Annotated in this window: 18 protein-coding genes; 7 read left to right on the forward strand and 11 right to left on the reverse strand. The window is 72.8% G+C overall.

Going from position 1 to position 25,257, the window contains the following annotated elements; all coding sequences use genetic code 11:
• Positions 1–167 precede the first annotated feature (167 nt).
• Positions 168–824, reverse strand: coding sequence for a TetR/AcrR family transcriptional regulator (locus C9F11_RS15210; protein ID WP_138966513.1), 657 nt, complete (start codon positions 822–824; stop codon positions 168–170).
• A gap of 130 nt (positions 825–954) precedes the next feature.
• Between C9F11_RS15210 and C9F11_RS15215 the strand changes: the two genes are divergently transcribed.
• Both C9F11_RS15215 and C9F11_RS15220 read left to right on the forward strand, forming a co-directional pair.
• Positions 955–1,428, forward strand: a complete 474-nt coding sequence (locus C9F11_RS15215) for an SCP2 sterol-binding domain-containing protein (RefSeq protein ID WP_138959809.1) — start codon at positions 955–957, stop codon at positions 1,426–1,428.
• 136 nt (positions 1,429–1,564) lie between these two features.
• Complete coding sequence (locus tag C9F11_RS15220; protein ID WP_138959810.1) at positions 1,565–3,247, forward strand: hypothetical protein; 1,683 nt, start codon at positions 1,565–1,567, stop codon at positions 3,245–3,247.
• A gap of 49 nt (positions 3,248–3,296) precedes the next feature.
• On the opposite strand, the gene C9F11_RS15225 is transcribed toward C9F11_RS15220, so the two are convergent.
• Together C9F11_RS15225 and C9F11_RS15230 are read right to left on the reverse strand one after the other, a co-directional pair.
• Positions 3,297–4,103, reverse strand: a complete 807-nt coding sequence (locus tag C9F11_RS15225) for an ABC transporter permease (protein ID WP_138966515.1) — start codon at positions 4,101–4,103, stop codon at positions 3,297–3,299.
• Between the two features lie 176 nt (positions 4,104–4,279).
• Positions 4,280–6,976 (reverse strand): alpha/beta fold hydrolase, encoded by a 2,697-nt coding sequence (locus tag C9F11_RS15230; protein WP_138959811.1) that lies wholly within the window; start codon positions 6,974–6,976, stop codon positions 4,280–4,282.
• Positions 6,977–7,119: 143 nt separating this feature from the next.
• On the opposite strand from C9F11_RS15230, the gene C9F11_RS15235 reads away from it, so the two are divergent.
• Positions 7,120–8,280 (forward strand): pyridoxal-phosphate dependent enzyme, encoded by a 1,161-nt coding sequence (locus C9F11_RS15235; protein WP_138959812.1) that lies wholly within the window; start codon positions 7,120–7,122, stop codon positions 8,278–8,280.
• A 99-nt stretch (positions 8,281–8,379) separates the two neighbouring features.
• Here the strand turns inward: C9F11_RS15235 and C9F11_RS15240 are convergent, their stop codons facing one another.
• The 6 genes from C9F11_RS15240 to iolC form a co-directional block, all read right to left on the reverse strand.
• A complete protein-coding gene (locus tag C9F11_RS15240) occupies positions 8,380–9,795 on the reverse strand; it encodes an APC family permease (protein WP_138959813.1) in 1,416 nt (471 codons plus the stop codon).
• A 321-nt stretch (positions 9,796–10,116) separates the two neighbouring features.
• Entirely contained in the window at positions 10,117–11,619 is a 1,503-nt protein-coding gene (mmsA, locus tag C9F11_RS15245; RefSeq protein WP_138966517.1) for a CoA-acylating methylmalonate-semialdehyde dehydrogenase, read from the reverse strand.
• A gap of 22 nt (positions 11,620–11,641) precedes the next feature.
• Positions 11,642–13,519 carry a 3D-(3,5/4)-trihydroxycyclohexane-1,2-dione acylhydrolase (decyclizing) gene (gene iolD / locus C9F11_RS15250; RefSeq protein ID WP_138959814.1) on the reverse strand — a complete coding sequence of 626 codons (1,878 nt, stop codon included), beginning with the start codon at positions 13,517–13,519 and terminating at the stop codon, positions 11,642–11,644.
• A complete protein-coding gene (iolB, locus tag C9F11_RS15255; RefSeq protein WP_138959815.1) occupies positions 13,516–14,319 on the reverse strand; it encodes a 5-deoxy-glucuronate isomerase in 804 nt (267 codons plus the stop codon). The genes iolD and iolB overlap by 4 nt, the downstream gene beginning before the upstream one ends.
• Before the next feature lie 31 nt (positions 14,320–14,350).
• Complete coding sequence (locus C9F11_RS15260) at positions 14,351–15,253, reverse strand: deoxyribose-phosphate aldolase (RefSeq protein ID WP_138959816.1); 903 nt, start codon at positions 15,251–15,253, stop codon at positions 14,351–14,353.
• A complete protein-coding gene (gene iolC, locus C9F11_RS15265) occupies positions 15,250–16,176 on the reverse strand; it encodes a 5-dehydro-2-deoxygluconokinase (RefSeq protein WP_249402182.1) in 927 nt (308 codons plus the stop codon). The genes C9F11_RS15260 and iolC overlap by 4 nt, the downstream gene beginning before the upstream one ends.
• Before the next feature lie 189 nt (positions 16,177–16,365).
• On the opposite strand from iolC, the gene C9F11_RS15270 reads away from it, so the two are divergent.
• The 4 genes from C9F11_RS15270 (at position 16,366) to C9F11_RS15285 (ending at position 20,604) form a co-directional block, all read left to right on the forward strand.
• Positions 16,366–17,292 carry a sugar phosphate isomerase/epimerase gene (locus C9F11_RS15270; RefSeq protein ID WP_138959818.1) on the forward strand — a complete coding sequence of 309 codons (927 nt, stop codon included), beginning with the start codon at positions 16,366–16,368 and terminating at the stop codon, positions 17,290–17,292.
• 350 nt (positions 17,293–17,642) lie between these two features.
• Entirely contained in the window at positions 17,643–17,843 is a 201-nt protein-coding gene (locus tag C9F11_RS15275) for a MarR family transcriptional regulator (protein ID WP_138959819.1), read from the forward strand.
• 158 nt (positions 17,844–18,001) lie between these two features.
• Entirely contained in the window at positions 18,002–18,250 is a 249-nt protein-coding gene (locus tag C9F11_RS15280) for a cation transporter (protein ID WP_138959820.1), read from the forward strand.
• 95 nt (positions 18,251–18,345) lie between these two features.
• The gene (locus C9F11_RS15285) at positions 18,346–20,604 is read left to right on the forward strand and encodes a heavy metal translocating P-type ATPase (protein WP_138959821.1); all 2,259 of its coding nucleotides are present in this window, start codon (positions 18,346–18,348) and stop codon (positions 20,602–20,604) included.
• Positions 20,605–21,329: 725 nt separating this feature from the next.
• Here the strand turns inward: C9F11_RS15285 and C9F11_RS15290 are convergent.
• Together C9F11_RS15290 and C9F11_RS15295 are read right to left on the reverse strand one after the other, a co-directional pair.
• Positions 21,330–22,628 carry a citrate synthase gene (locus tag C9F11_RS15290; protein WP_030681772.1) on the reverse strand — a complete coding sequence of 433 codons (1,299 nt, stop codon included), beginning with the start codon at positions 22,626–22,628 and terminating at the stop codon, positions 21,330–21,332.
• 220 nt (positions 22,629–22,848) lie between these two features.
• Positions 22,849–25,101, reverse strand: a complete 2,253-nt coding sequence (locus C9F11_RS15295) for an ATP-dependent RecD-like DNA helicase (protein ID WP_138959822.1) — start codon at positions 25,099–25,101, stop codon at positions 22,849–22,851.
• Between the last annotated feature and the right edge of the window lie 156 nt (positions 25,102–25,257).

The following is a 25,257-nucleotide window of genomic DNA, read 5'->3' on the forward strand; positions in this document are numbered from 1 at the left end:
CGGTACGAGTGCGCGGCGTGCGTGCGCCGCGTACTTACTTTTGAGTCAACTTACCGATGCGTAGGGGAATTTCAATGGGCCGTACCGAAGTCCGGGGAGCAGGCGGAAGGGGGCAGGGCGTTCCGGGCGGCGACGCAGGTGCCGGTCGGCCAGCAGGCGTCGCGACGTCAGTCGTGGGCCGGGACCCAGACCTCCCCCTCCAGGACCCGCCCCATCCCGACCCAGACCATGTTCATCAGGCGCAGGGTGACGCCCTCCGGCGACTGGTCCGGGTTGCGGACCATCCAGTCGGTGAGCGAGTCGGCGGCGCCCACCAGGGCGTGGGCCACGAAATCGGCGTCCCTTTCGGAGAGTTGCGAAGCGGTCGCGCTCTCCTCGATGCCCGCCCGGACGAGCTCCGCGACCTGCGCCATCACCGCGCGGCGCGCGTCGGCGACGGCGACCGCGATGGTCTCGCTCAGCTCCGACGCCTGCCGGTGGAGCACCACCCAGCTGTCGCGGTGCTCGGCGACGAAGGAGAAGAAGGCCAGGAGCCCGGCGTACAGGCGCACTTCGGGGGCGCCCTGGGGCTTCGCCGCGCCCGACCGCGCACCCCGGCCCCGGGCGTCGGCCGGGCCGCTCGCGGCCGCCTCCCGGGCCGCCCCCTGGAACGCCGTGACCAGCCGGTCGGCCTCCCGCCGCAGACAGGCCAGGAACAGGCCTTCCTTGGAGTCGAGGTAGAGGTACACCATCGGCTTGGAGATCCCGGCCAGTTCGGCGATCTCGTCGACCGACGCGGCGTGGTAGCCCCGCTTGGCGAAGACCTGGACCGCCACGTCGATCATCTGCTGCTCGCGCTCCTTGCGCGGAACGCGCCGCCTGCGCTCCTGTGGCGTGCCACCCACCCTTGTCAGCCTCCTCGCCCCGGCTCTACCTTACCTTCCAGTAAGTTTACTTCGTGGTAAGGAGCTTGCGATGGGGACGGACAAGGCCGGGGGAATCGCGGGGCTCGACTTCGCCAGTGTGACGCCCGCTGAGTTCGCGCGGATCGTCAAGGGCCTCTCCGGCAAGGAGCTCACCGAGATCGCCACGGACGCCCCGCTGCGCGCCCGCGTCCTGCGGGAGGTGTTCAGGCGCATGGAGCAGCAGTTCAGACCGGAGGCCGCGGGCTCCCTGGAGGCGCTGATCCGCTGGCAGGTCACCGGGAGCGGGGGCGTCGGGGACGCGGTGTACGAGACGGACATCGCGGAGGGCGCGTGCGTGGTGCGCGAGGGGGGCTCGGCCGCGGAGCCGCGGGTCACGCTGGTGATGGGCGACGCGGAGTTCCTGAAGCTGGTGTCCGGCAACGCGCATCCCGTCACGCTGTTCATGACCCGCAAGCTCAAGGTCGTGGGGGACGTGGCGCTGGCCGCGGGGCTCACCCGGTACTTCGACATCCCCAAGGCGTGACGGGACCGCCCGCGCGGGTCCCGGTCCGCGCGGGGCGCCCCGGACTCGCCCGCGCGGGTCCCGACTCTCGCCGGGCGCCCCGGGCCCGCCCCTTAAGGCCTCGCTGACCTGCGCCGAAGTACCGTGCATGACATCCATGCACCCTCCCCTCCGGTCCCGGCAGCCCTTCCGGGTCGTCGTGTGTCTGCTGCCCGCGCTCGCCGTCGTCTGGGCCGGGTACCAGCGGCGCTGGATGTCCGACGACGGGCACATCTACGTCCGGACGGTCCGGCAGGTGCTCGCGGGGCACGGGCCGGTGTTCAACGCGGGCGAGCGGGCCGAGTCCTCGACGGGCACGCTGTGGCAGTGGCTGCTCGTCCTCGCGGGGCTGCCGGGCGCCGACGTGGTGGCCGCCGCGGTGTACGGCGGGCTGCTGCTCACGGCGGCCGGGTTCGCGCTCGCCGCGTGGGGCGCGGCGCGCCTGCACACGGGGGTGTCCGGCGGCCCCCTCCTGCCGCTCGGCGCCCTGGTGCCGCTCGCGCTGCCGCCCGTGTGGGACTTCGCCACCTCCGGCCTGGAGACGGGGCTCGCCACGTGCTGGATCGCGGGCGCCTGGCTGCTGCTCGTGACCCGTCCGCGCGCGCTGGCCACCGCGTTCGTCCTCGGGCTCGGTCCGCTGGTGCGGCCCGATCTCGCCCTGGTGTCCGCCGTGTTCCTCGGCGCGCAGTGGCTGAGCGCACGCCCCTCGCGCCGTGCCGCGCTCTCCGGGGCGGCCGTCGCGGGCGCCCTGCCCGTCGCCTACGAGGTCTTCCGGATGGGCTACTACGGGCACCTCGTGCCGCTGCCCGGCGTCACCAAGGAGGCCTCGTCCAGCCTGTGGGGGCGCGGGGCCGCCTACCTCGCCGACTTCGCCGGGCCGTATCTGCTGTGGCTGCCCGCCCTGTTCGTGCTGGCCGCCGTGGTGCCCGCGCGGCGCGGCGGCCGGCCGATGTCGCCGCTGACGCCGGTGCGCGCGGTGCCCTTGGTGCCCGCGCTCGCGCCCGTCGTCGCGGGGGTCCTGTGCTGGGCGTACGTCATCAAGGTCGGCGGGGACTTCATGCACGCCCGGATGTTCCTGCCGGGGCTCCTCCTGCTGGTCCTGCCGGTGTTCGTGGTGCCCGCCACGCGCACGTGGGCCCTCACGGCGGTCGGCGTCGGGGCGTGGGCGCTGGTCTGCGCGGCGTCGCTGCGCATTCCGTACGAAGGGCTGATCGGGCCGCGCGGCATCGCGGACGAGCGCGGCGTGTACGTGCGGCAGAACGCGGCCGCGCACCCCCTGCGGCACACCTTCGCCGGGTTCCTGGGCAACGCCGCGTACGCGCGTGAGGTGCGGGACGCCGCACACACCGGGGCGCCCACGCTGTTCCTGGCCCGCACCCGGGTCGAGGGCGCGGCGCCCTCCGTGTCCGGCGCCTACGCGACGCTCGGGCTCAACGGCACCGTCGTCCCCCTCGACGGCGCGGCGCTCGACCCCATCGGGCTCGCCTACCCGCTGGCCGCCCACTCCGAGCGCATCGCCCACGCGCGCGTGGGCCACGACAAACGGCTCCCCGACGAGTGGATCGTCGCCGACCGGGGCACCGGCGACCTGCCGCCCGGCATGGACCCGGCGCGGGTGGCCGCCGCCCGCCGCGCCCTGGCCTGCGGCCCGCTGGCCGAACTCCGCGCGGCCACCCGGGAGCCCCTCACGGCGGGGCGCTTCCTGCGCAACGTCGGCGGCGCCCTGGAGCGCACGGCGTTCCGCTTCCCGAACGATCCGGTGCGGGCGGAACGCGAGCTGTGCGGTGCGGGCAGGCCCTAGGGGCCTGCCCTAAGGGTCCGCGACGCCGTGCCGACCCGTCGGGGAGGCCCTAGGACACCACGTCCTTGTGCGCGAACCCGCGGAACGCGAGGGCGAAGAGCACCAGCGCGTACGTCACCGAGACGGCGGTGCCCTGGAGCATGCCCGACCACTCCGGGGTCGGCTGGAAGACGTCCGCCCAGGCGAACTGCCAGTGCGCGGGCAGGAAGTCGCGCCAGCCGCCGAGCGCGGTCACCGCGTCCAGGACGTTGCCCGCGATCGTCAGGCCGACCGCGCCGCCGACCGCGCCGAGCGGCGCGTCCGTCTTCGTGGAGAGCCAGAACGCGAGGCCCGCGGTGACCAGCTGGGACGCGAAGACGTACGCGACGACGACGGCGAGGCGCCGCGCGGCCGTGCCGGGTTCGAGGACGCCGCCGGTCGGGATCTCCAGCGGCCCCCAGCCGTACGCGAGCGTGCCGACGGCGAGCGCCACCACCGGGAGCAGTGCGATCGCGGCGGCGCTCAGGCCGAGCCCCACCGCCAGCTTGGACCACAGCAGCCGGGCCCGGGGCACGGGCGCGGCCAGCAGATAGCGCAGGCTCGACCAGCCCGCCTCGGAGGCCACGGTGTCCCCGCAGAACAGCGCGACGGGGATGACCAGCAGGAACCCGGCCGACACGAACAGGCACGTCGCCGCGAAGTTCACGCCCGAGGCCGTGGCCGTGTCCATCAGCGTCACCCGGTCGTTGCGGCCGCCCGGCGAACCGGCGATCGCGAACGCGAGGAGCAGCACGAGGGGCAGCAGGGCGAGGACGCCGCCCATGACGAGCGTGCGCCGCCGCTTGAGCTGGCGGACGGCCTCGACGCGCAGCGGCAGCGTGCGGCCCGGGCGGTAGCCGGGCGCGGTGGCCGTACCTCCGTCCCGGAGCCCTTCAGTCGCCGCGGAGCCGGTCTCCCCGGGGCCCTCGGCCGCCGCCGTGCCGGTCTCCCGGGGTCCCCCGGTCGCCGCCGCCCGGGGCCCGTCCGGGGCCGCCGTGGTGTCCTGTGGGGCCGTCACGCCGCACCTCCTCCGATCAGGGTCAAGAACGCGTCTTCCAGGCGCCGGTGCGGGCCGAGCGCCTCCACGGGCACCTCCAGGCGGACCAGTTCGGGCAGGAGCGCCGCCCCCGTGGCCGCCGGGCCGCCGTCGAGCCGCACCAGGAGCCCGCCTTCGGTGCGGGCCGCCGACGCCACGCCCGGAAGCGAGGCCACCTTCTCGACGAGCGGGTCGGGGATGTCCGCCGCGAGCCCGACCAGGAGCGTGTCCCCGGAGCCGACGATCTCGTCGACCGGGCCCGCCTGCACGAGGCGGCCCCGGTCCATGACGACCAGGTGCGTGCAGGACTGCTCGACCTCGGCGAGGAGGTGGCTGGAGACGATGACCGTGCGGCCGCCCGCCGCGTACCGGATCATCACCTCGCGCATCTCGCGGATCTGGGGCGGGTCGAGGCCGTTCGTCGGCTCGTCCAGGATCAGCAGGTCCGGCAGGCCCAGCATGGCCTGGGCGATGGCCAGGCGCTGGCGCATGCCCTGGGAGTACGTCCGCACGGCGCGGGCGAGGGCGTCGCCGAGCCCGGCGATCTCCAGGGCCTCCTCCAGGTGCGCGTCCCCCGCGGGGCGGCCGGTGGCGCGCCAGTACAGCTCCAGGTTCTCCCGGCCGGACAGGTGCGGCAGGAATCCGGCGCCCTCGACGAACGCGCCGACCCGGGACAGGACGGGCGCGCCGGGCCTGATGGCCTGCCCGAAGACGCGGATCTCGCCCGCGTCCGGGCGGATGAGGCCCATGAGCATGCGCAGGGTGGTGGTCTTGCCCGCGCCGTTGGGCCCGAGGAGGCCGAGGACCTGGCCCTTCTCGACGCGGAAGGACAGCTCGCGGACCGCGTACCGCTCGGTGGACTTCGCGTACCGCTTGCTCAGGCCGGTGATCTGGAGCGGCACGTCGGCGAGGCCGGGGTCGGGGGCGGGCGCCGTGACGCGTCTGCGGCCGACCAGGAGCAGGGCGGCCGCCACGGCGGCGCCGGCCGGCGGCAGCCACCACACCCAGGCGGGCAGCGGGGCCGCGGCCGTGTCCACGCCGGGGGCCGTCGGGACCTTCAGGCCGCTCTTCAACGCCACCGTGTACGCGGCCGGTTCGGCCGGTGAGGCGTAGCCCAGGTCGGTGGCGGCGAACACCAGGCGCAGCCGGTGGCCCTTCTTCAGCTCGTGGTCGACGGCGGGCAGCCGCAGGTCGAGGGTCCTGCCGTCCACGGCGCCGCCGATCCGCACCGGGGCGACGAGCTGCGCGGGCAGCACCTGCTGGCGGCCGCCGCCGGGCCCCACGTCGTAGACCTTGCCGAAGAGCACGGTGTCCGCGCTGTCTGACTTCACCCGCACCCGCACGGCGGGGGCGCCGGTGATCCGCAGGTCCTCGGTGAGCGGCTTCGACTCGAAGGCGGCGTACTGCCCGGGGAAGTCGAGGGAGACGCCGACGCCCAGCGAGGACAGGCGGCTCAGGCCGTCGCCCCCGCCGCCCGCGCCGCCGAGGCCCGGCAGCCCCGAGACGGCGGGCGGCGCGGCGCCCGCGGGGTTGTCGAAGGTCTGCGGGCGCCCGGTGAGCGGGACCTCGCGCAGTCCGCCGCCCAGCCCCGGGTAGCGGTCGGCGCTCGCGCCGCGCAGCGTCGCCGCGCCGTCCGTGGAATCGATGCCTCCGGTGCGGGTGACGCGGAAGGCGGGGCCCGTGTCGGCGCCCTTGTCGTCCTTGAGATAGCGGTCGAACCACCGCGTGACCCGGCCCGCGACCCGGTCGGTCTCCTGGTCGCCGCCGTCGTGGCCGCCCGCGGTCCAGTCGACCGCCACGGGCGCGTGGTTGCCGCGGATCGCCCTGGCCATCGCGTCGGCCTGGTCGAGCGGGAACAGCGAGTCCCGCTGGCCCTGCACGATCAGGGCGGGCACCTTGACCCGGTCCCCGACGGCGGCCGGGCTGCGCCCCGCGAGCAGCTCGCGCGCCCGCGCGTCGGGCTTGCCCGCGACCGCCACGCGCTCGTACATCGCGCACAGCTTCGGCTCGAACTTGTCGCAGCCGCCGCCCGCGCTCAGGAACATCCCGGCCCACTGCTTCTTGAAGACGTCCTTCGGGAACAGCGCGTCCGCCAGGTTCCAGTACGTCATCAGCGGGGCGACGGCGTCGATCCGGTCGTCGTGCCCGGCCGCGAGCAGCGAGACCGCGCCCCCGTACGAGGCGCCCGTGACGCCCACGCGCGGGTCGCCGTCCTTGTCGAGGCGGACCTCGGGGCGCTTGGCCAGCCAGTCGACGAGCCGCGACACGTCGGCGACCTCGCCCTTCGGGTCGTTGAGCCCGATGCGTCCGGTGGACTTGCCGAAGCCGCGCGCGGACCACGTCAGGACCGCGTACCCGTCGCGGGCCAGGCGCTCGGCCTGCTCGCGCACGTCGTCCTTGCTGCCGCCGAAGCCGTGCCCGACGAGCACCGCGGGGCGCTTGGCGCCGGGGTCGCCCGCGGTGAAGTACGAGGTGTCGATCCGCACCTCCTGCCCCTGGCCCCGGCCCATGGCGAGCGTCTGGTCCGTGCGGCGCACCGCGGGTGCCTCGTCGGACGCGAGCGCCGTCCACGTGCCCGCGCCCGCGAGCACCACAACCGCCGCCGCGGCGGCCGTCCGCCGCGGCGCGCGCAGCGCCGCCTTCCAGGCTCCGGCCCGGGGCAGTCGTAGATCCATGCGTCAACGGTACGGGCGGTCACCGACAACCGATGCAGCCGCCGGTCGGAACCCCGCTGTCTCCCCGGGGAGTACGGCCCCCGGCCCGCGTACGTCCACCGTGGTACGCGGCCGCATGTCAGGGGTGCCTACGCTGCTGACCCATGACATCCCTTGCCATCGGCCAGCGTTCGCTGGGTGACCCTTCCGTCCGCTTCCCGCTCTGGCCGCCGCTCACGGCGGGCTGTCCGGTCACGAGCACCGCCGACGTCGCGTACCCCGTAGAGGTCGACTACGCCTACGACCAGGTTCCCGACGGCTTCTTCGCGCCCGGGGCGGCCGCCGCGAGGCCGCGCGGGCACGAGCGCTGGGCGCCGCTCCTTCCGCCGCTGCGCGCCCCCTCCCTCGCCGAGGGCGGCACTCCGCTGCTCCCCTTGGAGGACGGCGTGTGGATCAAGGACGAGTCCCGCAATCCGACCTGGAGCCACAAGGACCGGCTCAACCGGATCACGGTGAGCGCGGCCGTCGGCGTCGGCGCCCCCGGTGTCGTCGTCGCCTCCTCCGGCAACCACGGCGCGTCGGCGGCCGCGTACGCCGCCCGGGCCGGTCTTCCGTGCACGGTCCTCACCTCGCCGGACGTGCCGCCCGCCGTCGACGCGTTCCTGCGCGCGTACGGCGCCACCGTGCTGCACGTGCCCACCGACGAGCGGTGGCCGCTGCTGCGCCGCGTCGTCGAGCGGACCGGCTACCACCCCGTCAGCAACCTCACGTCCGCCGCGCACACCGGGCACGGGTTCGGGCCTGAGGGCTACAAGACGATCGCCTACGAGATCCACGACGAACTCGGCACCCTCCCGCGCGCGGTGTTCGTGCCGACCGGGTACGGGGAGATGCTGTTCGGCGTCTGGAAGGGGTTCGCCGAGCTGGTGCGGCTCGGGTACGGGGAGCGGGTGCCGCGCCTGTACTCCTGCGAGCCCGCCGCGGGCGGGCCCCTCGCGGCCGCCGTGCGCGACGGGGCGCCCGCCGCGCACGTCCCCGTCGGGGAGACCGCCGCGTACGCCATCGACTGCCCGGTGGGCGGCTACCGGGGCGTGCTCGCGCTGCGCGGGAGCGGGGGCGCGGCGCTGCTCGTGACCGACGAGGAGCTGGTGGCCGCGCGGGCGGAGCTGGCGCGGGGCGGGGTGTGGGCGGAGGTGTCCGCGGCGGCGGGCCTCGCGGGCCTGCGCCAGCTCGGCCGCTCCGGGGCCGGGGCCGTGGAGGGGCCCGTGGTGTGCGTCTCCACGTCCAGCGGCTTCAAGGACCGGGACCTGTTGGCAGGCCCGTAGCCCTCGCGGTGCGCCCCAGACCCGCCCCTTCCCGCTTCCTGGGGGCTCCGCCCCCAGACCCCCGCTCCTCAAACGCCGGAGAGGCTGAAAGGCCGGCCACTACTCCGGCACCGTCACCAGCCAGCGCGTGGCCGTCCGCGGCCGCAGGTAGCAGGCCCAGTACACCGTCGCGACGGCCACGATGCCGCCGGTCCACAGGAGGTACCGCGCCTCCTGCTGGCTGAGGACGTACGCGAGGACCGCGATGAGCACCACCGGGATCCCGGGCCACAGCGGCATCCGCCACGCGGGAGCGGCCCCGTGGCTGCCCCGGCGGGCGAGCAGCGCGGCCACCGCGACGAGCAGGTACATGCCGGTCACGGACACGCCGGTGACGCCGTACAGGGTGTCGAGGTTCACGAAGCAGAGCGCGGCGCCGGGGACGCCGACCAGGAGGGTGGCGACCCACGGGGAGCCGAAGCGGCCGCCGAGCCGGGACAGGACCGCGTTGACGGGCTCGGGCCAGGCCTTGTCGCGCGCGGAGGCGAACAGGACGCGGGAGTTCTGGATGACCATGACGATGCCGGCGTTGATGATGGCGAGGGCCACGCAGAGGCTGATGAAGGTGCCGACGCCGGAGCTGGACCAGGCGGTGACCATCGCGCCGATGTCGCCGCCGGTGAGGGCGGCCAGGTCCGGCGCCCCCAGGGTGATCGCGGCGACGGGCACGAGCAGGACGACCGCCGAGATGCCGAGGGTGAGCAGCACGGTGCGGGCCACGTTGCGGCGCGGGTTCTCCATCTCCTCGGAGAGGTAGACGGCCGTGGAGAAGCCCTGGGTGACGAAGAGCGCGATGGCGAGCCCGGAGACGATCAGCATCGCGGTGACGGTCTTGGTGCCGTCTCCGGAGCCGCTCGCCACGCTGAGGTCGACGAGGCTGCCCGCGCCGCGCTCGGCGTGGGCGAAGCCGAGGACGGCCACGACGGCGGCCGCGACCACTTCGAGGACCAGGAAGATCCCGGTGATCCAGGCGTTGGCCCGCAGGTCGAGCAGGCCCGCGAGGGTGGCGAGGAGCATCACGCCCGCGCCCGCGTAGGCGGGTTCGATCCTGACCAGGGGCGCGAGGTAGTCGGCCGTGCCCATGGCGATCACGGGCGGCACGATCATCACGACGAGCAGCGAGAGCACGAACACGAGCCAGCCCGCGAGCCGTCCGGCCATCGTGGAGACCATCGCGTACTCGCCGCCCGCGCTGGGGATCAGCGTGCCGAGCTCGGAGTAGCAGAAGGCGACGCCCACGCAGAGCAGCGCGCCGATCGCGATGGTGAGGGTGGTGGCGGTGCCGAGCGTGGAGAACAGGTCGGGCACGACCACGAACAGCGTGGACGCGGGCGTCACGCAGGACAGCGTGAGCAGGGTGCCGCCGCCGACGCCGATGGACCGCTTCAGCTTGCGGGGAGCAGCCGGGGTCCCGGGGGCTCCCGCCGCCGCGGGGGCGGCCGCGGACTGCGGCGGCGTGTGCAGCGTTTCGGTCATGCGGCGATTCCGATCGGCTCGTACCAAAGGGGGGCGGCAGAGCGTCATGGAATCCCCGCGTCAGGAAAACGTCAATGGCCGGTTACCTACGGAATCCGCAGCCCTGACGATCTTCAACTGACCAATGAATCGCAGATGTTGGCGACTATAGGTGGCAATTAGCCAGACGTTCGCCTTGGCGACCTTTGATAGCAAGGTCGAATTACGCATGAACCTTTCTCGCCCCATTCATCCCCTCCGTACGGGAACCGCAGCTGATCGGCGAAAAAAGGAACGAAGCCGTCCGCAGGGCGGACGGCTTCGTTCGGTGGGGTGGAGCTGTCAGTGATTGCGCGGGAACCCCAGGTCCACGCCCGCCGGGGCGTCCGAGGGGTCCGGCCAGCGGGTGGTGACGACCTTGCCGCGGGTGTAGAAGTGCGTGCCGTCGTTGCCGTAGATGTGGTGGTCGCCGAAGAGGGAGTCCTTCCAGCCACCGAAGGAGTGGTAGCCCACGGGCACCGGGATCGGCACGTTCACGCCGACCATGCCCGCCTCGACCTCCAGCTGGAAGCGGCGCGCGGCGCCGCCGTCCCGGGTGAAGATCGCCGTGCCGTTGCCGAACGGCGAGGCGTTGATGAGCGCCAGGCCCTCCTCGTAGGTGTCGACGCGCAGCACGCACAGGACGGGGCCGAAGATCTCGTCCTTGTACGCGTCCGCCGTGACGGGCACCCGGTCGAGCAGGGACAGACCGATCCAGTGGCCGTCCTCGTGGCCCGCCACGGTGAAGCCGGTGCCGTCCAGGACGACCTCGCAGCCCTGCGCGGCGGCGCCCGTCACGTACGAGGCCACCTTGTCGCGGTGCGCGGCCGTGATGAGCGGGCCCATCTCGGAGGCCGGGTCGCTGCCGGGCCCGATCTTGATCTTCTCGGCGCGCTCCTTGATCTTCGCGACGAGCTCGTCGCCGACCGAACCGACCGCGACGACGGCCGAGATGGCCATGCAGCGCTCGCCCGCGGAGCCGTACGCGGCCGAGACGGCGGCGTCGGCCGCCGCGTCCAGGTCGGCGTCCGGAAGGACCAGCATGTGGTTCTTGGCGCCGCCGAGGGCCTGGACGCGCTTGCCGTTCGCGGAGGCCGTGGTGTGGATGTAGCGGGCGATCGGGGTCGAGCCCACGAAGGACACCGCGGCCACGTCCTGGTGCTCCAGGAGCCGGTCCACGGCCACCTTGTCGCCGTGCACCACGTTGAACACGCCGTCCGGCAGGCCCGCCTCGGCGAGCAGCTCCGCCACCCGCATCGCGGCCGACGGGTCCTTCTCGCTGGGCTTCAGGACGAAGGTGTTGCCGCACGCAATGGCGAGCGGGAACATCCACATCGGCACCATCGCCGGGAAGTTGAAGGGCGTGATGCCCGCGACGACGCCCAGCGGCTGGCGGATCGAGGAGACGTCCACACGGCTGGCGACCTGCGTGGACAGCTCGCCCTTGAGCTGCACGTTGATGCCGCACGCCAGGTCGACGACCTCCAGGCCGCGCGCGACCTCGCCGAGCGCGTCCGAGTGGACCTTGCCGTGCTCGGCGGTGATCAGCTCGGCGATCTCGTCGCGGTGCGCGTCGAGCAGCGCCCGGAACTTGAAGAGGACGGACGTGCGCTGCGCCAGCGAGGACTGGCCCCAGGTCGCGTACGCGGCCTTGGCGGCGGCCACCGCCGCGTCCACCTCGTCCACGCTCGCGAAGGCCACCCGGGTGGTCACGGCGCCGGTCGCCGGATCCGTGACCGGGCCGTACGTGCCGGAGGTCCCCTCGACGCTCTTGCCACCGATCCAGTGGTCGACGGTCTTCGTCATGCTGGTCATGCCGGGAACTCCTTCACAGATGGCGGCGCCGGTCGGACACGTGCCGGTCGTACTCCTCGCGGGCCTTGACCGCCGACGGGCGGGTCGCGGTCTCGGCCACGGGCACATCCCACCACGCCTGCGCCGGGGGCGGGCCCGACACTGTGTCTGCCGTTTCCGTCTCCACGTAGACACATGTGGGACCGTCCGCTTCGCGTGCTTCGCGCAGGGCCGCGCGCAGCTCGGCCACGGTCCTCGCCCGCGTCACGGGCAGCCCCAGCGAGGCCGCGTTGGCGGCGAGGTCCACGGGCAGCGGGCCGCCCGTGTACGTGCCGTCGGGCGCCCGGTAGCGGTAGTCGGTGCCGAAGCGCTCGCCGCCGACGGACTCCGACAGGCCCCCGATGGAGGCGTAGCCGTGGTTCTGCAGGATGACGACCTTGATGGGGATGTCCTCCTGCACCGCCGTGACGATCTCGGTGGGCATCATCAGGTACGTGCCGTCGCCGACCAGCGCCCACACGGGCCGCTCGGGCGCGGCCAGGGACACGCCGATCGCCGCCGGGATCTCGTATCCCATGCAGGAGTAGCCGTACTCGACGTGGTACTGGCGCGGCGAGCGGGCCCGCCACAGCTTGTGCAGGTCGCCGGGGAGCGAGCCCGCCGCGTTGATGACGACGTCCTCGTCGGTGACGAGCGCGTCGAGCAGGCCGAGGACCTGTGTCTGGGTGGGGCGCGCGGCGTCCTCGTCGGCCGCGTACGCGGCGTCGACGCGCCGCTCCCAGCGCTCCTTGCCGTCCGTGTACGCGGACACGTACGCCGGGTCGACGCGGTGGCCTTCGAGCGCCCGGGTCAGCGCCTCCAGGGCCGTGCGGGCGTCGGCGACGACGGTCGCGCCCGCCATCTTGTGGGCGTCGAACGGCGCCACGTTGAGGTTCACGAAGCGCACGCCGTCCGCGGCGAAGAGCGTGCCGGACGCGGTGGTGAAGTCCGTGTAGCGGGTGCCGACGCCGATCACCAGGTCGGCGCCGCGGGCGAGTCCGTCGGCGGTGGCGGTGCCGGTGTGGCCGATGCCGCCGACGTCCGCCGGGTGGTCGTGGCGCAGGGAGCCCTTGCCCGCCTGCGTGGACGCCACCGGGATGCCGGTGGCGTCGGCGAAGGCGCGCAGGGCGTCCTCGGCGCCGCTGTGGTGCACTCCCCCGCCCGCGACGACCAGGGGCCGCGCGGCGGCGCGCACGGCCCGCGCCGCGGCCTCCACCTCCGCGGGGTCGGGGGCCTGGCGGCGCACCGGCCAGACGCGCTCGGCGAAGAACTCCGCCGGCCAGTCGAAGGCCTCCGCCTGCACGTCCTGCGGCAGCGCGAGCGTCACCGCGCCGGTGGCGACCGGGTCGGTGAGCACCCGCATCGCCTGGAGCGCGGCGGGGATCAGCGCCTCGGGCCGGGTGACGCGGTCGAAGTACGCCGACACCGGGCGCAGACAGTCGTTCACGGACACGTCGCCCGCGTACGGCACTTCGAGCTGCTGGAGCACCGGGTCGGCCGGGCGGCTCGCGAAGACGTCGCCGGGCAGCAGCAGGACGGGCAGGTGGTTGATGGTCGCGAGGGCGGCGCCCGTGACGAGGTTGGTGGCGCCGGGGCCGATGGAGGTGGTGACGGCGTGGGTCGTCAGGCGCCCCGACTGCCGGGCGTGGCCGACGGCCGCGTGCACCATGGCCTGCTCGTTGCGCCCCTGGTGGAAGGGCATCTCGTCGCCGTGCTCCACCAGGGCCTGGCCGAGCCCGGCGACGTTGCCGTGGCCGAAGATGCCCCAGGTCGCGCCGATGAGGCGCTGGTGGACGCCGTCCCGCTCGGTGAACTGCCGGGCCAGGAAGCGCACCAGGGCCTGGGCGGTGGTGAGCCGGACCGTGCCGCTCATCGGTATCCCTCCGTGTGGTCAGGGTGGAAGCAGATCTTCCATTCCCGTTCGTCGCCGGGGCCCGCCATGACGTTCAGGTAGTACATGGCGTGGCCCGGCTGGGCGATGGACGGGCCGTGCCAGCCGTCGGGCACGAGGACCGCGTCGCCCGAGCGCACCTCGGCGAGCACGTCGGTGCCGCCCTCGCGGGAGGGGAAGACCCGCTGGTAGCCGAAGCCGGAGTCGCCCTCGATCTCGAAGTAGTAGATCTCCTCAAGCTCGGCCTCGACGCCGGGACGGTGCTCGTCGTGCTTGTGCGGCGGGTACGAGGACCAGTTGCCGCCGGGCGTGATGACCTCCACGGCGATCAGCCGGTCGCACGCGAACGCGTCCGCGGCGGCGAAGTTGCGCACCTGGCGGGCGCAGGTGCCGCTGCCGCGGTGCTCGACGGGGACCTCCGGCGCGGGGCCGTAGCGGGCGGGGAGTCGGCGCTCGCACTTCGCTCCTGCCAGGGCGAAGCGGCCTCCCACGCCGGAGGCGATCTGGATGTGGGTATCGCGGGGAACGTAAGCGAAGTCACTCGCTCCGCTGAACACGCTCTCCCGGCCCAGGAGTTCGATGATCTCGCCCTCCGCGTGCACCGTACAGCCGCCGGTCAGCGGGAGCACGATCCATTCACTCTCCCCGGTGGCGAAGGAGTGCAACCCGCCGGGCGGCAGTTCGACCACGCGCAGACTGGAGTAGGTCCAGCCCGCGCGCGCGGGATCGACGGCGAGGGCGTACGGGCCCTCGGCCGCGCTGCCCTTCGGTACGTACGTCATGCGGATCTCCTGTCGGGTGCGTACGTCACGGCTACAGCAGCCCGACGGCGGTGTCGACCGCGCCCGCCACGTCCCCGTCCGGCGGGTACAGCAGCGTCCGCCCGGCCACCAGGCCGTACACGGTGGGCAACTGGAGCGCGCCGCGCCACTTCTCGAACGCGGTGTCCGTGTCCCCGCCGATGTCTCCCCCGAGCAGCACGGCGGGCAGCGTCGAGGTCTCCATGACGCGCGCCATGTCGTCCGGGTTCTCGGTCACGGGGACCTTCAGCCAGGTGTACGCGGAGGTGCCGCCGAGGCCCGACGCGATGGCGATGGACCGGGTGACCGCTTCGGCGCTCAGGTCGTTGCGCAGACCGCCGGGCGACCTGCGGCACAGGAACGGCTCGACGAACACCGGAAGCTGACGCTCCGCCATCGCGTCGACCGCGCGCGCGGTGGAGTACAGCGTGGCGAGCGACCCGGGGTCCTCGTAGTCCACGCGCAGCAGCAGCTTGCCCGCGTCGAAGCCGAGCCGCTCCAGGTCCTCGGCGCGGTGGCCGGTGAACCGGTCGTCCAGCTCGAAGGCGGCGCCCGCGAGCCCGCCCCGGTTCATGGAGCCCATCACGACCTTGCCGTCGAGCGCGCCGAGCAGCAGCAGGTCGTCGAGGATGTCGGCGGTCGCGAGCACGCCGTCGACGCCGGGCCGCGACAGCGCCAGGCAGAGCCGCTCCAGGAGATCGGCCCGGTCGGCCATGGCCAGCGGGTCCTTGCCCACGCCGAGCGCGCCCCGCGCCGGGTGGTCCGCCGCGATGATCATCAGCCGTCCGGAGGCCCCGACCAGCGGCCGCCGAAGCCGCCGCGCGGCGGCTTCGGCGATGGCTTCGGGGTGGTGGGCCCGGGTCCGCACGAGCGCGGAGACGTCGACGGAAGTGCCGGAGGCACCGGAGCGGCTCACAGCACAGCCCCCGCTTCCAGGGCGGCCTCGACCTCGGCCTCGTACGGCATCGCGGAGGAGCACTCAAGGCGCGAAGCGACAATGGCCCCGGCCGCGTTGGCGTACCGGATCACCCGCGAGAGCTCCCACCCGGCGAGCAGGCCGTGGCACAGCGCCCCGCCGAACGCGTCGCCCGCCCCGAGCCCGTTCACCACCGACACCGGCAGCGGCGGCACCTGAGCCACCGCCCCCGCCCGGTCCATCGCGAGCACGCCCTTCGGCCCCTGTTTGACCACGGCCAGCTCGACCCCCGCCGCGAGCAGGGCCTCGGCGGCGGCGCGCGGCTCGCGCACGCCGGTGGCGATCTCCACCTCGTCCACGTTGCCGACGGCGACGGTCGCGTGCCGCAGCGCGGCGGCGTAGTGGGGGCGCGCCGCCTCGGGGTCGCTCCAGAACATGGGCCGCCAGTCGAGGTCGAAGACGGTGGTACCGCCGGTGCGGGCGGCGAGCGCGGCCAGGGTCGCCGCCCGGCTCGGCTCCTCGCTGAGGCCGGTGCCGGTGACCCAGAAGATCCGCGCCGCGGCGATCGCGCCGAGGTCGAGCTCGTCCGCGCGGATCTCCAGGTCGGGGGCCTTGGGAAGGCGGTAGAAGTACAGCGGGAAGTCGTCGGGCGGGAACACCTCGCAGAAGGTGACCGGCGTCGGCAGGTCCGGCACCTCGGTGACCCACCGCTCGTCGACCCCGAACGCGCGCAGCTGGCCGCGCAGATACTCGCCGAACGGGTCCTGTCCCGTCCGCGTGACGACGCCGACGCGCCGCCCGAGCCGGGCCGCCGCGACCGCCACGTTCGACGCCGAGCCGCCGAGGAACTTCCCGAACGTCGTGACCTGCGACAACGGCACCCCGGTCTGGAGGGGGTACAGGTCGACGCCGATCCGGCCCATCGTGATGACGTCGTACGGATCGGCGCCGGCGTCGGCGTGCGGATCCGGGTGCGGATCGGTCACCCTGCACATCCCTTCGTGGTGGCTTCCCTCAGGTCTAATCCCGTCCCAGGAACCCTGTCAACATTTTGTCCTTACATTCGGACTACTCCTTGACACTGTTCTCGGCGGGCGGCGAGGCTTGCGGCCATGGCGCAGCAGACAGAGTTGTCGCGTGGTTCCCGGTTGACCCGCATCCGGATCGGTTCGGCCCCCGACTCCTGGGGCGTGTGGTTCCCCGACGACCCCCAGCAGGTGCCGTGGGACCGCTTCCTCGACGAGGTCGCCGCGTCGGGGTACGAGTGGATCGAGCTGGGCCCGTACGGCTATCTGCCGACCGACCCGTCCCGGCTCGCCGACGAGACGCGGCGCCGGGGCCTGAAGGTCTCGGCGGGCACCGTGTTCACCGGCCTGCACCACGGCCCGGACGTGTGGGACAAGACGTGGGAGCACGTGTCCGCCATCGCCGGCCTCACGCAGGCGACGGGCGCGCGGCACCTCGTCGTCATCCCGTCCTTCTGGCGCGACGACAAGACCGGCGAGGTCCTGGAGGACGCGACCCTGACGCCGGAGCAGTGGCGTCAGCTGGCGTCGCAGACCGAGCGGCTCGGCCACGAGGTGCGCGAGCGCTACGGCCTGGACATCGTCGTCCACCCGCACGCGGACACCCACATCGACACCGAGGAGAACGTCGCCCGTTTCCTCGACGCCACGGACCCCGCCCTCGTCTCGCTGTGCCTGGACACCGGCCACTACGCGTACTGCGGCGGCGACAGCGTCAAGCTCATCGAGACGTACGGCGAGCGCGTCGGGTACCTCCACCTCAAGCAGGTGGACCCGGCGGTCCTGGCCGAAGTGCGGGCGCAGGACGTGCCGTTCGGGCCCGCCGTCGCACGCGGCGTGATGTGCGAGCCGCCCGCCGGGGTGCCCGCGCTCGAACCGGTCCTCGCGGCGGCCGAGAAGCTGGGCGTCGACCTGTTCGCCATCGTCGAGCAGGACATGTACCCGTGCGCGCCGGACAAGCCGCTGCCCATCGCCCGCCGCACCCGCGCCTTCCTGCGCTCCTGCGGGGCGTGAGGCCCCCGCGCTCCTGACGCCTGAGGGGAGGCCGCGACCGCGCGGCCTCCCCTCAGGCGTGTCCGGACACCCTTCGGCGACGCCCGTCCCCTTACCCCCTCGACGGGCGAACGCGCCCCCAACACGCCGGGCGCTCGCGCCAGTCAAGCGCGTCACGTCGGTGACAAACACTGCACTCCCGTCACACATGTGACACGTACGCGGGTTTCCCGTCACAGCCAGTCGACAAGCACTCCCCCACAGTCACTCTCCGTCGTTCACGGGGCACAGGCTGAGTGACACCAGTGCCGCGCCCAGCTCCCCCGTCGGCCGTTCCGGTCGCCCTGGGTGCGCACAGGGAGGAGCCACTGATGACCGACCGCAGGCTCTGGTCGTACAAAGACATCGCCGCGCACATCTGCGTCCAGCCGGACACCGTGCGCTCCTACCGCAAGCACGGTCTGCTGCCGGAGCCCGACCACGTGGAGGGCGGCAAGCCCTTCTGGTACGCCGACACCATCCGTGCCTGGGTCGCGTCGCGGCCCGGCAACCGCGCGCGCAAGGGCGAATGACCCCCGTCCCGCCCCGTCACCCCAGCCCCTCTTGGAAAATACCCCCTAGGGGTATAGTGTGAAGCACGTCGGGAGGTTCCCTGGAGCCATCGGAGCCCCTCGCGACGTCGACGTTCCGACAACCCGCACGTCACACACGTTTCACTGAGGAGAACGACATGACCGCCAACGCCCAGACCTCGCAGCCCGGCGCCGTCACCACCGTGTACGACGTGAAGGGGATGACCTGCGGCCACTGCGAGTCCGCGGTCACCGGGGAGATCTCCGAGCTCACGGGCGTCAGCTCGGTCCAGGCGGTCGCCGCCACCGGCAAGGTGACCGTGGTCTCCGCGGCCCCCCTCGACGAGGAGGCCGTCCGCGCCGCGGTCGACGAGGCCGGTTACGAGCTGACCGGCGCGACCGCCTGACCTCCCTCCCCCCCGGCCCCGGGCCCCGCGCCACCACGGCGCGGGGCCCTGAGCCCTTTCCGCACCGCACACCCCCACGCCGCGAAAGAGCCGTCATGAACACCTCCGAGGTCGAACTCGCCGTCGGCGGCATGACCTGCGCCTCCTGCTCGGCACGCATCGAGAAGAAGCTGAACCGCATGGAGGGCGTGACCGCGTCGGTCAACCTCGCCACGGAGAAGGCCAAGGTCAGCTACGCCGACGGGGTCGAGGTCGCCGACCTCCTCGCCACCGTCGAGAAGCTCGGCTACTCGGCGCGCGAGCTCGTCCCGCCGGCGCCCCGGGGCCCGGACGCGCCGGTGGACCCCGCCGGGCGCCCCACCACCGCCGACCTCACGGAGGCCGACCGGCTGCTGCGGCGGCTGCTGGTCTCCGCCGCCCTCGCGCTGCCGGTGGTCGTGCTCGCGATGGTCCCCGCGCTCCAGTTCACGTACTGGCAGTGGCTCTCCCTCACGCTCGCGGCGCCGGTCGTGGTGTGGGGCGGGCTGCCCTTCCACCGGGCCGCGCTCCTGAACGCCCGGCACGGCGCCGCCACCATGGACACGCTCGTGTCCCTCGGTACGCTCGCCGCCTTCGGCTGGTCGCTGTGGGCGCTGTTCGTCGGCACGGCCGGGGAGCCCGGCATGCGGCACGGCTTCGACCTGACGGTGACACGTACCGACGGATCGTCGGCGATCTACCTCGAAGTCGCCGCGGGCGTCGTCACGTTCATCCTGCTCGGCCGCTATCTGGAGGCGCGCTCCAAGCGGAAGGCGGGCGCGGCGCTGCGCGCGCTGATGGAGTTGGGCGCCAAGGACGTCACCGTTCTTCGTGACGGGACTGAAAAGAACGTTCTGGTCAGCGAGTTGAAGGTCGGGGACCGGTTCCTGGTGCGGCCCGGCGAGAAGATCGCCACCGACGGCACGGTCGTCGAGGGTGATTCCGCCGTGGACGCCTCCATGCTCACCGGCGAGTCCGTGCCCGTGGACGTCACCACCGGGGACACGGTGACCGGGGCCACCGTGAACGTCGGCGGGCGGCTCGTCGTCGAAGCGACCCGCGTCGGCGCGGACACCCAGCTGTCCCGGATGGCCAAGCTCGTCGAGGACGCGCAGAACGGCAAGGCCGCCGCGCAGCGCCTGGCCGACCGCATCTCCGGGGTCTTCGTGCCCGTCGTCCTCGCCCTCGCGGTGGCCACGCTGGGCTTCTGGCTCGGCAACGGCGTCGGCGCGTCCGCGGCGTTCACCGCCGCCGTGGCCGTGCTGATCATCGCCTGCCCGTGCGCCCTCGGGCTCGCCACGCCGACCGCTCTCATGGTCGGCACCGGGCGCGGCGCCCAGCTCGGCATCCTCATCAAGGGCCCCGAGGTCCTGGAGTCCACCCGCCGCGTCGACACGATCGTCCTGGACAAGACCGGCACCGTCACCACCGGCAGGATGACCCTCCAGGAGGTGTACGCGGCCGAGGGCACCGGCGAGAAGGAGCTGCTGCGGCTCGCGGGCGCCCTGGAGCACGCCTCCGAGCACCCCGTGGCCCGGGCCCTGGCGGCGGGCGCGGCGCGGCGGTCGGGGCTCGACGTGGCGGACCTGCCGGTGCCCGAGCGGTTCGAGAACGTGCCCGGGGCCGGGGTGCGCGGCACCGTGGACGGGCACGCGGTCCTCGCCGGCAGCGCGCGGCTGCTCACCGGGGCCGGGGTCACCGGCCTGGACGCGCTGGCCGACGCCCGGGCGCGGGCCGAGGCGGCGGGCCGCACCGTCGTGCTCGTCGCCTGGGACGGCGTCGCGCGCGGGCTGCTCGCGGTCGCCGACACCGTCAAGGACACCAGCGCCGAAGCGGTGCGCGAGCTGCGGCAACTCGGGCTCACCCCGGTCCTGTTGACCGGCGACCACCAGGCCGTGGCGGACTCGGTCGCGCGGGCCGTGGACATCGGGACCGTGTACGCGGACGTGCCGCCCGAGGACAAGGCGGACGTGGTGCGGCGGCTGCGCGCCGAGGGGCGGGTCGTCGCCATGGTCGGCGACGGCGTCAACGACGCCGCCGCGCTCGCCACGGCGGACCTGGGCCTGGCCATGGGCACCGGCACGGACGCCGCGATCGAGGCGAGTGATCTCACTCTCGTACGCGGCGACTTGAGGGCCGCGGCGGACGCCATCCGGCTGTCCCGCAGGACCCTCGCCACCATCAAGTCCAACCTCTTCTGGGCCTTCGGCTACAACGTCGCCGCGCTGCCGCTCGCCGCCGCCGGACTGCTCAATCCGATGATCGCCGGAGCGGCCATGGCCTGCTCGTCGGTCTTCGTAGTGACGAACAGCCTCCGCTTGCGGTCTTTCACATAGACTCGCGATCCTTCACACTGTCTTCGCGGGACCCTCACGTGGGCAGGGGAATCCACATATGGGTCCTCTTGTGTGCACACAGGACATATGCAAGAGACGCAGATCACAACGATCCGAACGTAACCATCGAGGGGGCTCGTGAGTCTAAGAGGGCGACACCAGAGGGATCTTGGGGGATCCCTCCGGTGTTCGGGGACATCTTGGGGGATGTCGCCGAAGGGGGTACCCCCAGCTCCTTGAGAGCTAGGGGAGCGTTGGCCGGGGCACGTGCACCGGGGAGCTTTGAGCGGCCCTCCCGAATCCGTACGCGTCCCGGCAGATCGCAGTACCGCACCCAGACTCGGGCAGCACCTCAGACTCCCGGCCGGATCCCGTGGGGGGAATCCGCACCGGGGCAAAGGAAAGCGCCCCGACCGTCGACCCGTGGGGGGATCGACGGCGGGGCGCTTTTCCCTGACGTGGGCGTCCTGAACCGGTTCAGAAGCCCGCGCTGGCGCGCTTGTCCTCAATCGCCGGACGGGCTCCATCGGTCTCGCCCTCCCGGCTCCCGGCCCGGCTCGAAGCATCGCGCCGGCGCGGCGGCGTGCGAGCCGCCAGGTCGGGGCCCGGCAAGGTCGCCGGGGTGGAACGGGTGGCCCGGTGGGAGAAATCGCCGCGACAGCGGGACATGCGACAGCCCGCCGCGAACGGGGCGGCGGGCTGTGGGTGGGGCGGAGCAGCCGGTGCTACCGGGACTCCACCGGGACGAAGTCGCGGATGACCTCGCCGGTGTAGATCTGGCGGGGACGCCCGATGCGCGACCCGGGCTCCTTGATCATCTCGTGCCACTGCGCGATCCAGCCCGGAAGGCGGCCGAGCGCGAACAGGACCGTGAACATCTCGGTCGGGAAGCCCATGGCCCGGTAGATCAGACCGGTGTAGAAGTCCACGTTCGGGTAGAGGTTGCGCGAGACGAAGTAGTCGTCGGAGAGCGCGTGCTCCTCCAGCTTGAGCGCGATGTCGAGCAGCTCGTCGGACTTGCCGAGGGCCGAGAGGACATCGTGCGCCGCCGCCTTGATGATCTTGGCGCGCGGGTCGAAGGACTTGTACACCCGGTGGCCGAAGCCCATCAGGCGGACGCCGTCCTCCTTGTTCTTCACCTTGTTGATGAAGGAGTCGACGTCGCCGCCGTTGGCCTGGATGCCCTCCAGCATCTCCAGGACGGACTGGTTGGCGCCGCCGTGCAGCGGGCCCCACAGCGCGGAGATGCCCGCGGAGATGGAGGCGAACATGTTCGCCTGCGACGAGCCGACCAGGCGGACCGTCGACGTCGAACAGTTCTGCTCGTGGTCCGCGTGCAGGATGAGCAGCTTGTCGAGGGCCGAGACGACGACCGGGTCGAGCTCGTACTCCTGGGCGGGGACCGAGAAGGTCATGCGCAGGAAGTTCTCGACGTACCCGAGGTCGTTGCGCGGGTAGACGAAGGGGTGGCCGATCGACTTCTTGTACGCGTACGCCGCGATCGTCGGCAGCTTGGCGAGCAGCCGGATCGTGGAGAGGTGACGCTGCTTCTCGTCGAACGGGTTGTGGCTGTCCTGGTAGAACGTGGACAGGGCGCTGACCACGGAGGACAGCATCGCCATCGGGTGGGCGTCGCGTGGGAAGCCGTCGAAGAAGCGCTTGACGTCCTCGTGCAGCAGCGTGTGCTGGGTGATCTCGTTCTTGAACGTGGCCAGCTCGTCGACCTTCGGCAGCTCGCCGTTGATCAGCAGGTACGCCACCTCGAGGAAGGTGGAGCGCTCGGCCAGCTGCTCGATCGGGTAGCCGCGGTAGCGCAGGATGCCCTGCTCGCCGTCGAGGTAGGTGATGGCGGACTTATAGGCGGCGGTGTTGCCGTAGCCGCTGTCCAGGGTCACCAGACCGGTCTGGGCGCGGAGCTTGCCGATGTCGAAGCCCTTGTCGCCGACGGTGGACTCGATCACCGGGTAGGTGTACTCGCCATCGCCGTACCGCAGTACTACAGCCTTGTTAGCGTTCTCGCTCACGTCATCCCTCACCGACGTTGTGCCTCTTCTTCGAGGTGCCCTGACTGTCTCTACCATCCCCCATTTGGCCCTGGAGAGTGCACTCGGGGTCGACCATTGGGCCTACTAGCGGCACTCAGTGCCGCCAACCTGGTCATCCTGCCCCCTTCGTCCCCGTTCCGAAAGTGGTGTGTGACCTTTACGACTCAAATGATCGATCAACCGCGTGGGGGCGTTGACGTCAAGCCGTGTGGCGGCCCGCGAGCCGGTGGTCCAGGGCCGTGCAGCGCCTGCCCGCGGAGACCGTGCGTACGGCCTGCCCCAGAGCCTTGCGCGAACCGACGAGTACGACCAGCTTCTTGGCGCGTGTCACGGCCGTATAGAGCAGATTCCGCTGAAGCATCATCCAGGCGCCGGTGGTGACAGGGATCACCACCGCCGGATACTCGCTGCCCTGGGAGCGGTGGATCGTCACCGCGTACGCGTGGGCGAGCTCGTCGAGTTCGTCGAAGTCGTAGGAGATCTCCTCGTCCTCGTCGGTCAGGACCGTCAGGTGCTGCTCGTCCTGGTCCAGGGCGGTGACGACGCCCACCGTGCCGTTGAAGACGCCGTTGCTCCCCTTTTCGTAGTTGTTCCTGATCTGGGTGACCTTGTCCCCCACGCGGAAGACACGGCCGCCGAAGCGCTTCTCGGCCAGGCCGGGGCGGCCGGGGGTGATGGCCTGCTGGAGCAGGCCGTTCAGCGTGCCGGCGCCCGCGGGGCCGCGGTGCATCGGGGCCAGGACCTGGACGTCCCTGCGCGGGTCCAGCCCGAACTTCGCCGGGACGCGGCGGGCCGCGACGTCGACGGTGAGGCGCCCGGCCTCCTCCGTGTCCTCCTCCACGAAGAGGAAGAAGTCCGCGAGGCCCTGGGTCAGGGGCGGCTGCCCGGAGTTGATCCGGTGGGCGTTGGTGACCACGCCCGACTCCTGGGCCTGCCGGAAGATGCGGGTCAGGCGCACGACGGGGATCGGGCTGCCGTCGCTCAGGAGGTCCCGCAGGACCTCGCCCGCGCCGACGCTCGGCAGCTGGTCGACGTCGCCGACGAACAGCAGGTGCGCGCCGGGCGGGACGGCCTTCACCAGCTTGTTGGCGAGGAGCAGGTCCAGCATGGAGGCCTCGTCCACCACCACCAGGTCGGCGTCCAGGGGCCGGTCCCGGTCGTACGCGGCGTCGCCGCCCGGCTTCAGTTCGAGCAGGCGGTGGACCGTGGAGGCCTCGGCGCCGGTGAGCTCGGCCAGGCGCTTGGCGGCGCGGCCCGTGGGCGCGGCGAGCAGCACCTTGGCCTTCTTGGCGCGGGCCAGCTCCACGATGGAGCGCACGGTGAAGGACTTGCCGCAGCCGGGCCCGCCGGTGAGGACGGCGACCTTGCGGGTCAGCGCGAGCCGGACGGCCGCCTCCTGCTCGGGCGCGAGCTCGGCTCCGGTGCGCCCCGCCAGCCAGCCGAGCGCCTTGTCCCAGGCCACGTCCTGGAAGCCGGGCATCCGGTCGTCGTCGGCGCGCAGGAGGCGCAACAGCTGGGCGGACAGGGACAGTTCGGCGCGGTGGAAGGGCACCAGATAGACGGCTGTGACGTCCGGGCCGTCGGGGCCCGGCACGGACTCGCGCACCACGCCCTCCTCCTCGCCCGCGAGCTCGGCCAGGCAGTCGATGACCAGGCCCGTGTCGACCTGGAGGAGCTTGACCGCGTCGGCGATGAGGCGCTCCTCGGGCAGGAAGCAGTTCCCCTGGTCGGTGGATTGCGACAGGGCGTACTGGAGGCCGGCCTTGACGCGGTCGGGGCTGTCGTGCGGGATGCCGACGGACTGGGCGATGCGGTCGGCGGTGAGGAAGCCGATGCCCCAGACGTCGGCGGCCAGGCGGTACGGCTGGTTCTTGACCACGGAGATGGAGGCGTCGCCGTACTTCTTGTAGATCCGTACGGCGATGGAGGTGGAGACGCCGACGCCCTGGAGGAAGACCATGACCTCCTTGATGGCCTTCTGCTCCTCCCAGGCCTCGGCGATCTTCTTGGTGCGCTTGGGGCCGAGGCCCGGCACCTCGATGAGCCGCCCGGGCTCGTGCTCGATGACGTCCAGGGTGTCCACGCCGAAGTGGGTCGTGATCCGGTCGGCCATGACGGGGCCGATGCCCTTGATGAGGCCGGAGCCGAGATAGCGGCGGATGCCCTGGATCGTGGCGGGCAGCACCGTCGTGTAGTTCTCCACGGTGAACTGCTTGCCGTACTGCGGGTGGGAGCCCCAGCGGCCCTCCATCCGCAGCGACTCGCCGACCTGCGCGCCGAGCAGCGAGCCGACGACCGTGAGCAGGTCCCCGGCACCGCGGCCGGTGTCCACGCGCGCGACCGTGTACCCCGTCTCCTCGCTGGCGAACGTGATCCGCTCCAGGACGCCCTCCAGGACGGCCGTGCGGGGTGCGGGGACTCCGGGCGAACCCTGCCGGGCAGCAGTCGACATGATCCGACGCTACCGCCGGGCACCGACAACGCGTCCGGCGATCCCCGCGTACAGGAGCGCGAGGGGCGGGCGTGGCCTGGGTCACGATCTGGTTTCGGCCAGCCGTCAAGGGGTTGTCAGCCATCGTGTAATCGTTTTCACTCCCTCGTGTAATCG

It is taken from the genome of Streptomyces sp. YIM 121038, assembly GCF_006088715.1.
Classification (GTDB): Bacteria; Actinomycetota; Actinomycetes; order Streptomycetales; family Streptomycetaceae; genus Streptomyces.

Bases quoted from the DNA above. Each gene is read 5' to 3' on its own strand.
- C9F11_RS15215 (WP_138959809.1), top strand. From the start codon at position 955: ATGGGGACGGACAAGGCCGGGGGAATCGCGGGGCTCGACTTCGCCAGT.
- C9F11_RS15230 (WP_138959811.1), bottom strand. From the start codon at position 6,976: ATGGATCTACGACTGCCCCGGGCCGGAGCCTGGAAGGCGGCGCTGCGC.
- C9F11_RS15270 (WP_138959818.1), top strand. From the start codon at position 16,366: ATGGCGCAGCAGACAGAGTTGTCGCGTGGTTCCCGGTTGACCCGCATC.
- C9F11_RS15285 (WP_138959821.1), top strand. From the start codon at position 18,346: ATGAACACCTCCGAGGTCGAACTCGCCGTCGGCGGCATGACCTGCGCC.
- iolC (WP_249402182.1), bottom strand. From the start codon at position 16,176: ATGGGCCGGATCGGCGTCGACCTGTACCCCCTCCAGACCGGGGTGCCG.
- C9F11_RS15280 (WP_138959820.1), top strand. From the start codon at position 18,002: ATGACCGCCAACGCCCAGACCTCGCAGCCCGGCGCCGTCACCACCGTG.
- iolD (WP_138959814.1), bottom strand. From the start codon at position 13,519: ATGAGCGGCACGGTCCGGCTCACCACCGCCCAGGCCCTGGTGCGCTTC.
- C9F11_RS15220 (WP_138959810.1), top strand. From the start codon at position 1,565: ATGCACCCTCCCCTCCGGTCCCGGCAGCCCTTCCGGGTCGTCGTGTGT.
- C9F11_RS15275 (WP_138959819.1), top strand. From the start codon at position 17,643: ATGACCGACCGCAGGCTCTGGTCGTACAAAGACATCGCCGCGCACATC.
- iolB (WP_138959815.1), bottom strand. From the start codon at position 14,319: ATGACGTACGTACCGAAGGGCAGCGCGGCCGAGGGCCCGTACGCCCTC.
- mmsA (WP_138966517.1), bottom strand. From the start codon at position 11,619: ATGACGAAGACCGTCGACCACTGGATCGGTGGCAAGAGCGTCGAGGGG.
- C9F11_RS15240 (WP_138959813.1), bottom strand. From the start codon at position 9,795: ATGACCGAAACGCTGCACACGCCGCCGCAGTCCGCGGCCGCCCCCGCG.
- C9F11_RS15295 (WP_138959822.1), bottom strand. From the start codon at position 25,101: ATGTCGACTGCTGCCCGGCAGGGTTCGCCCGGAGTCCCCGCACCCCGC.
- C9F11_RS15235 (WP_138959812.1), top strand. From the start codon at position 7,120: ATGACATCCCTTGCCATCGGCCAGCGTTCGCTGGGTGACCCTTCCGTC.
- C9F11_RS15210 (WP_138966513.1), bottom strand. From the start codon at position 824: ATGATCGACGTGGCGGTCCAGGTCTTCGCCAAGCGGGGCTACCACGCC.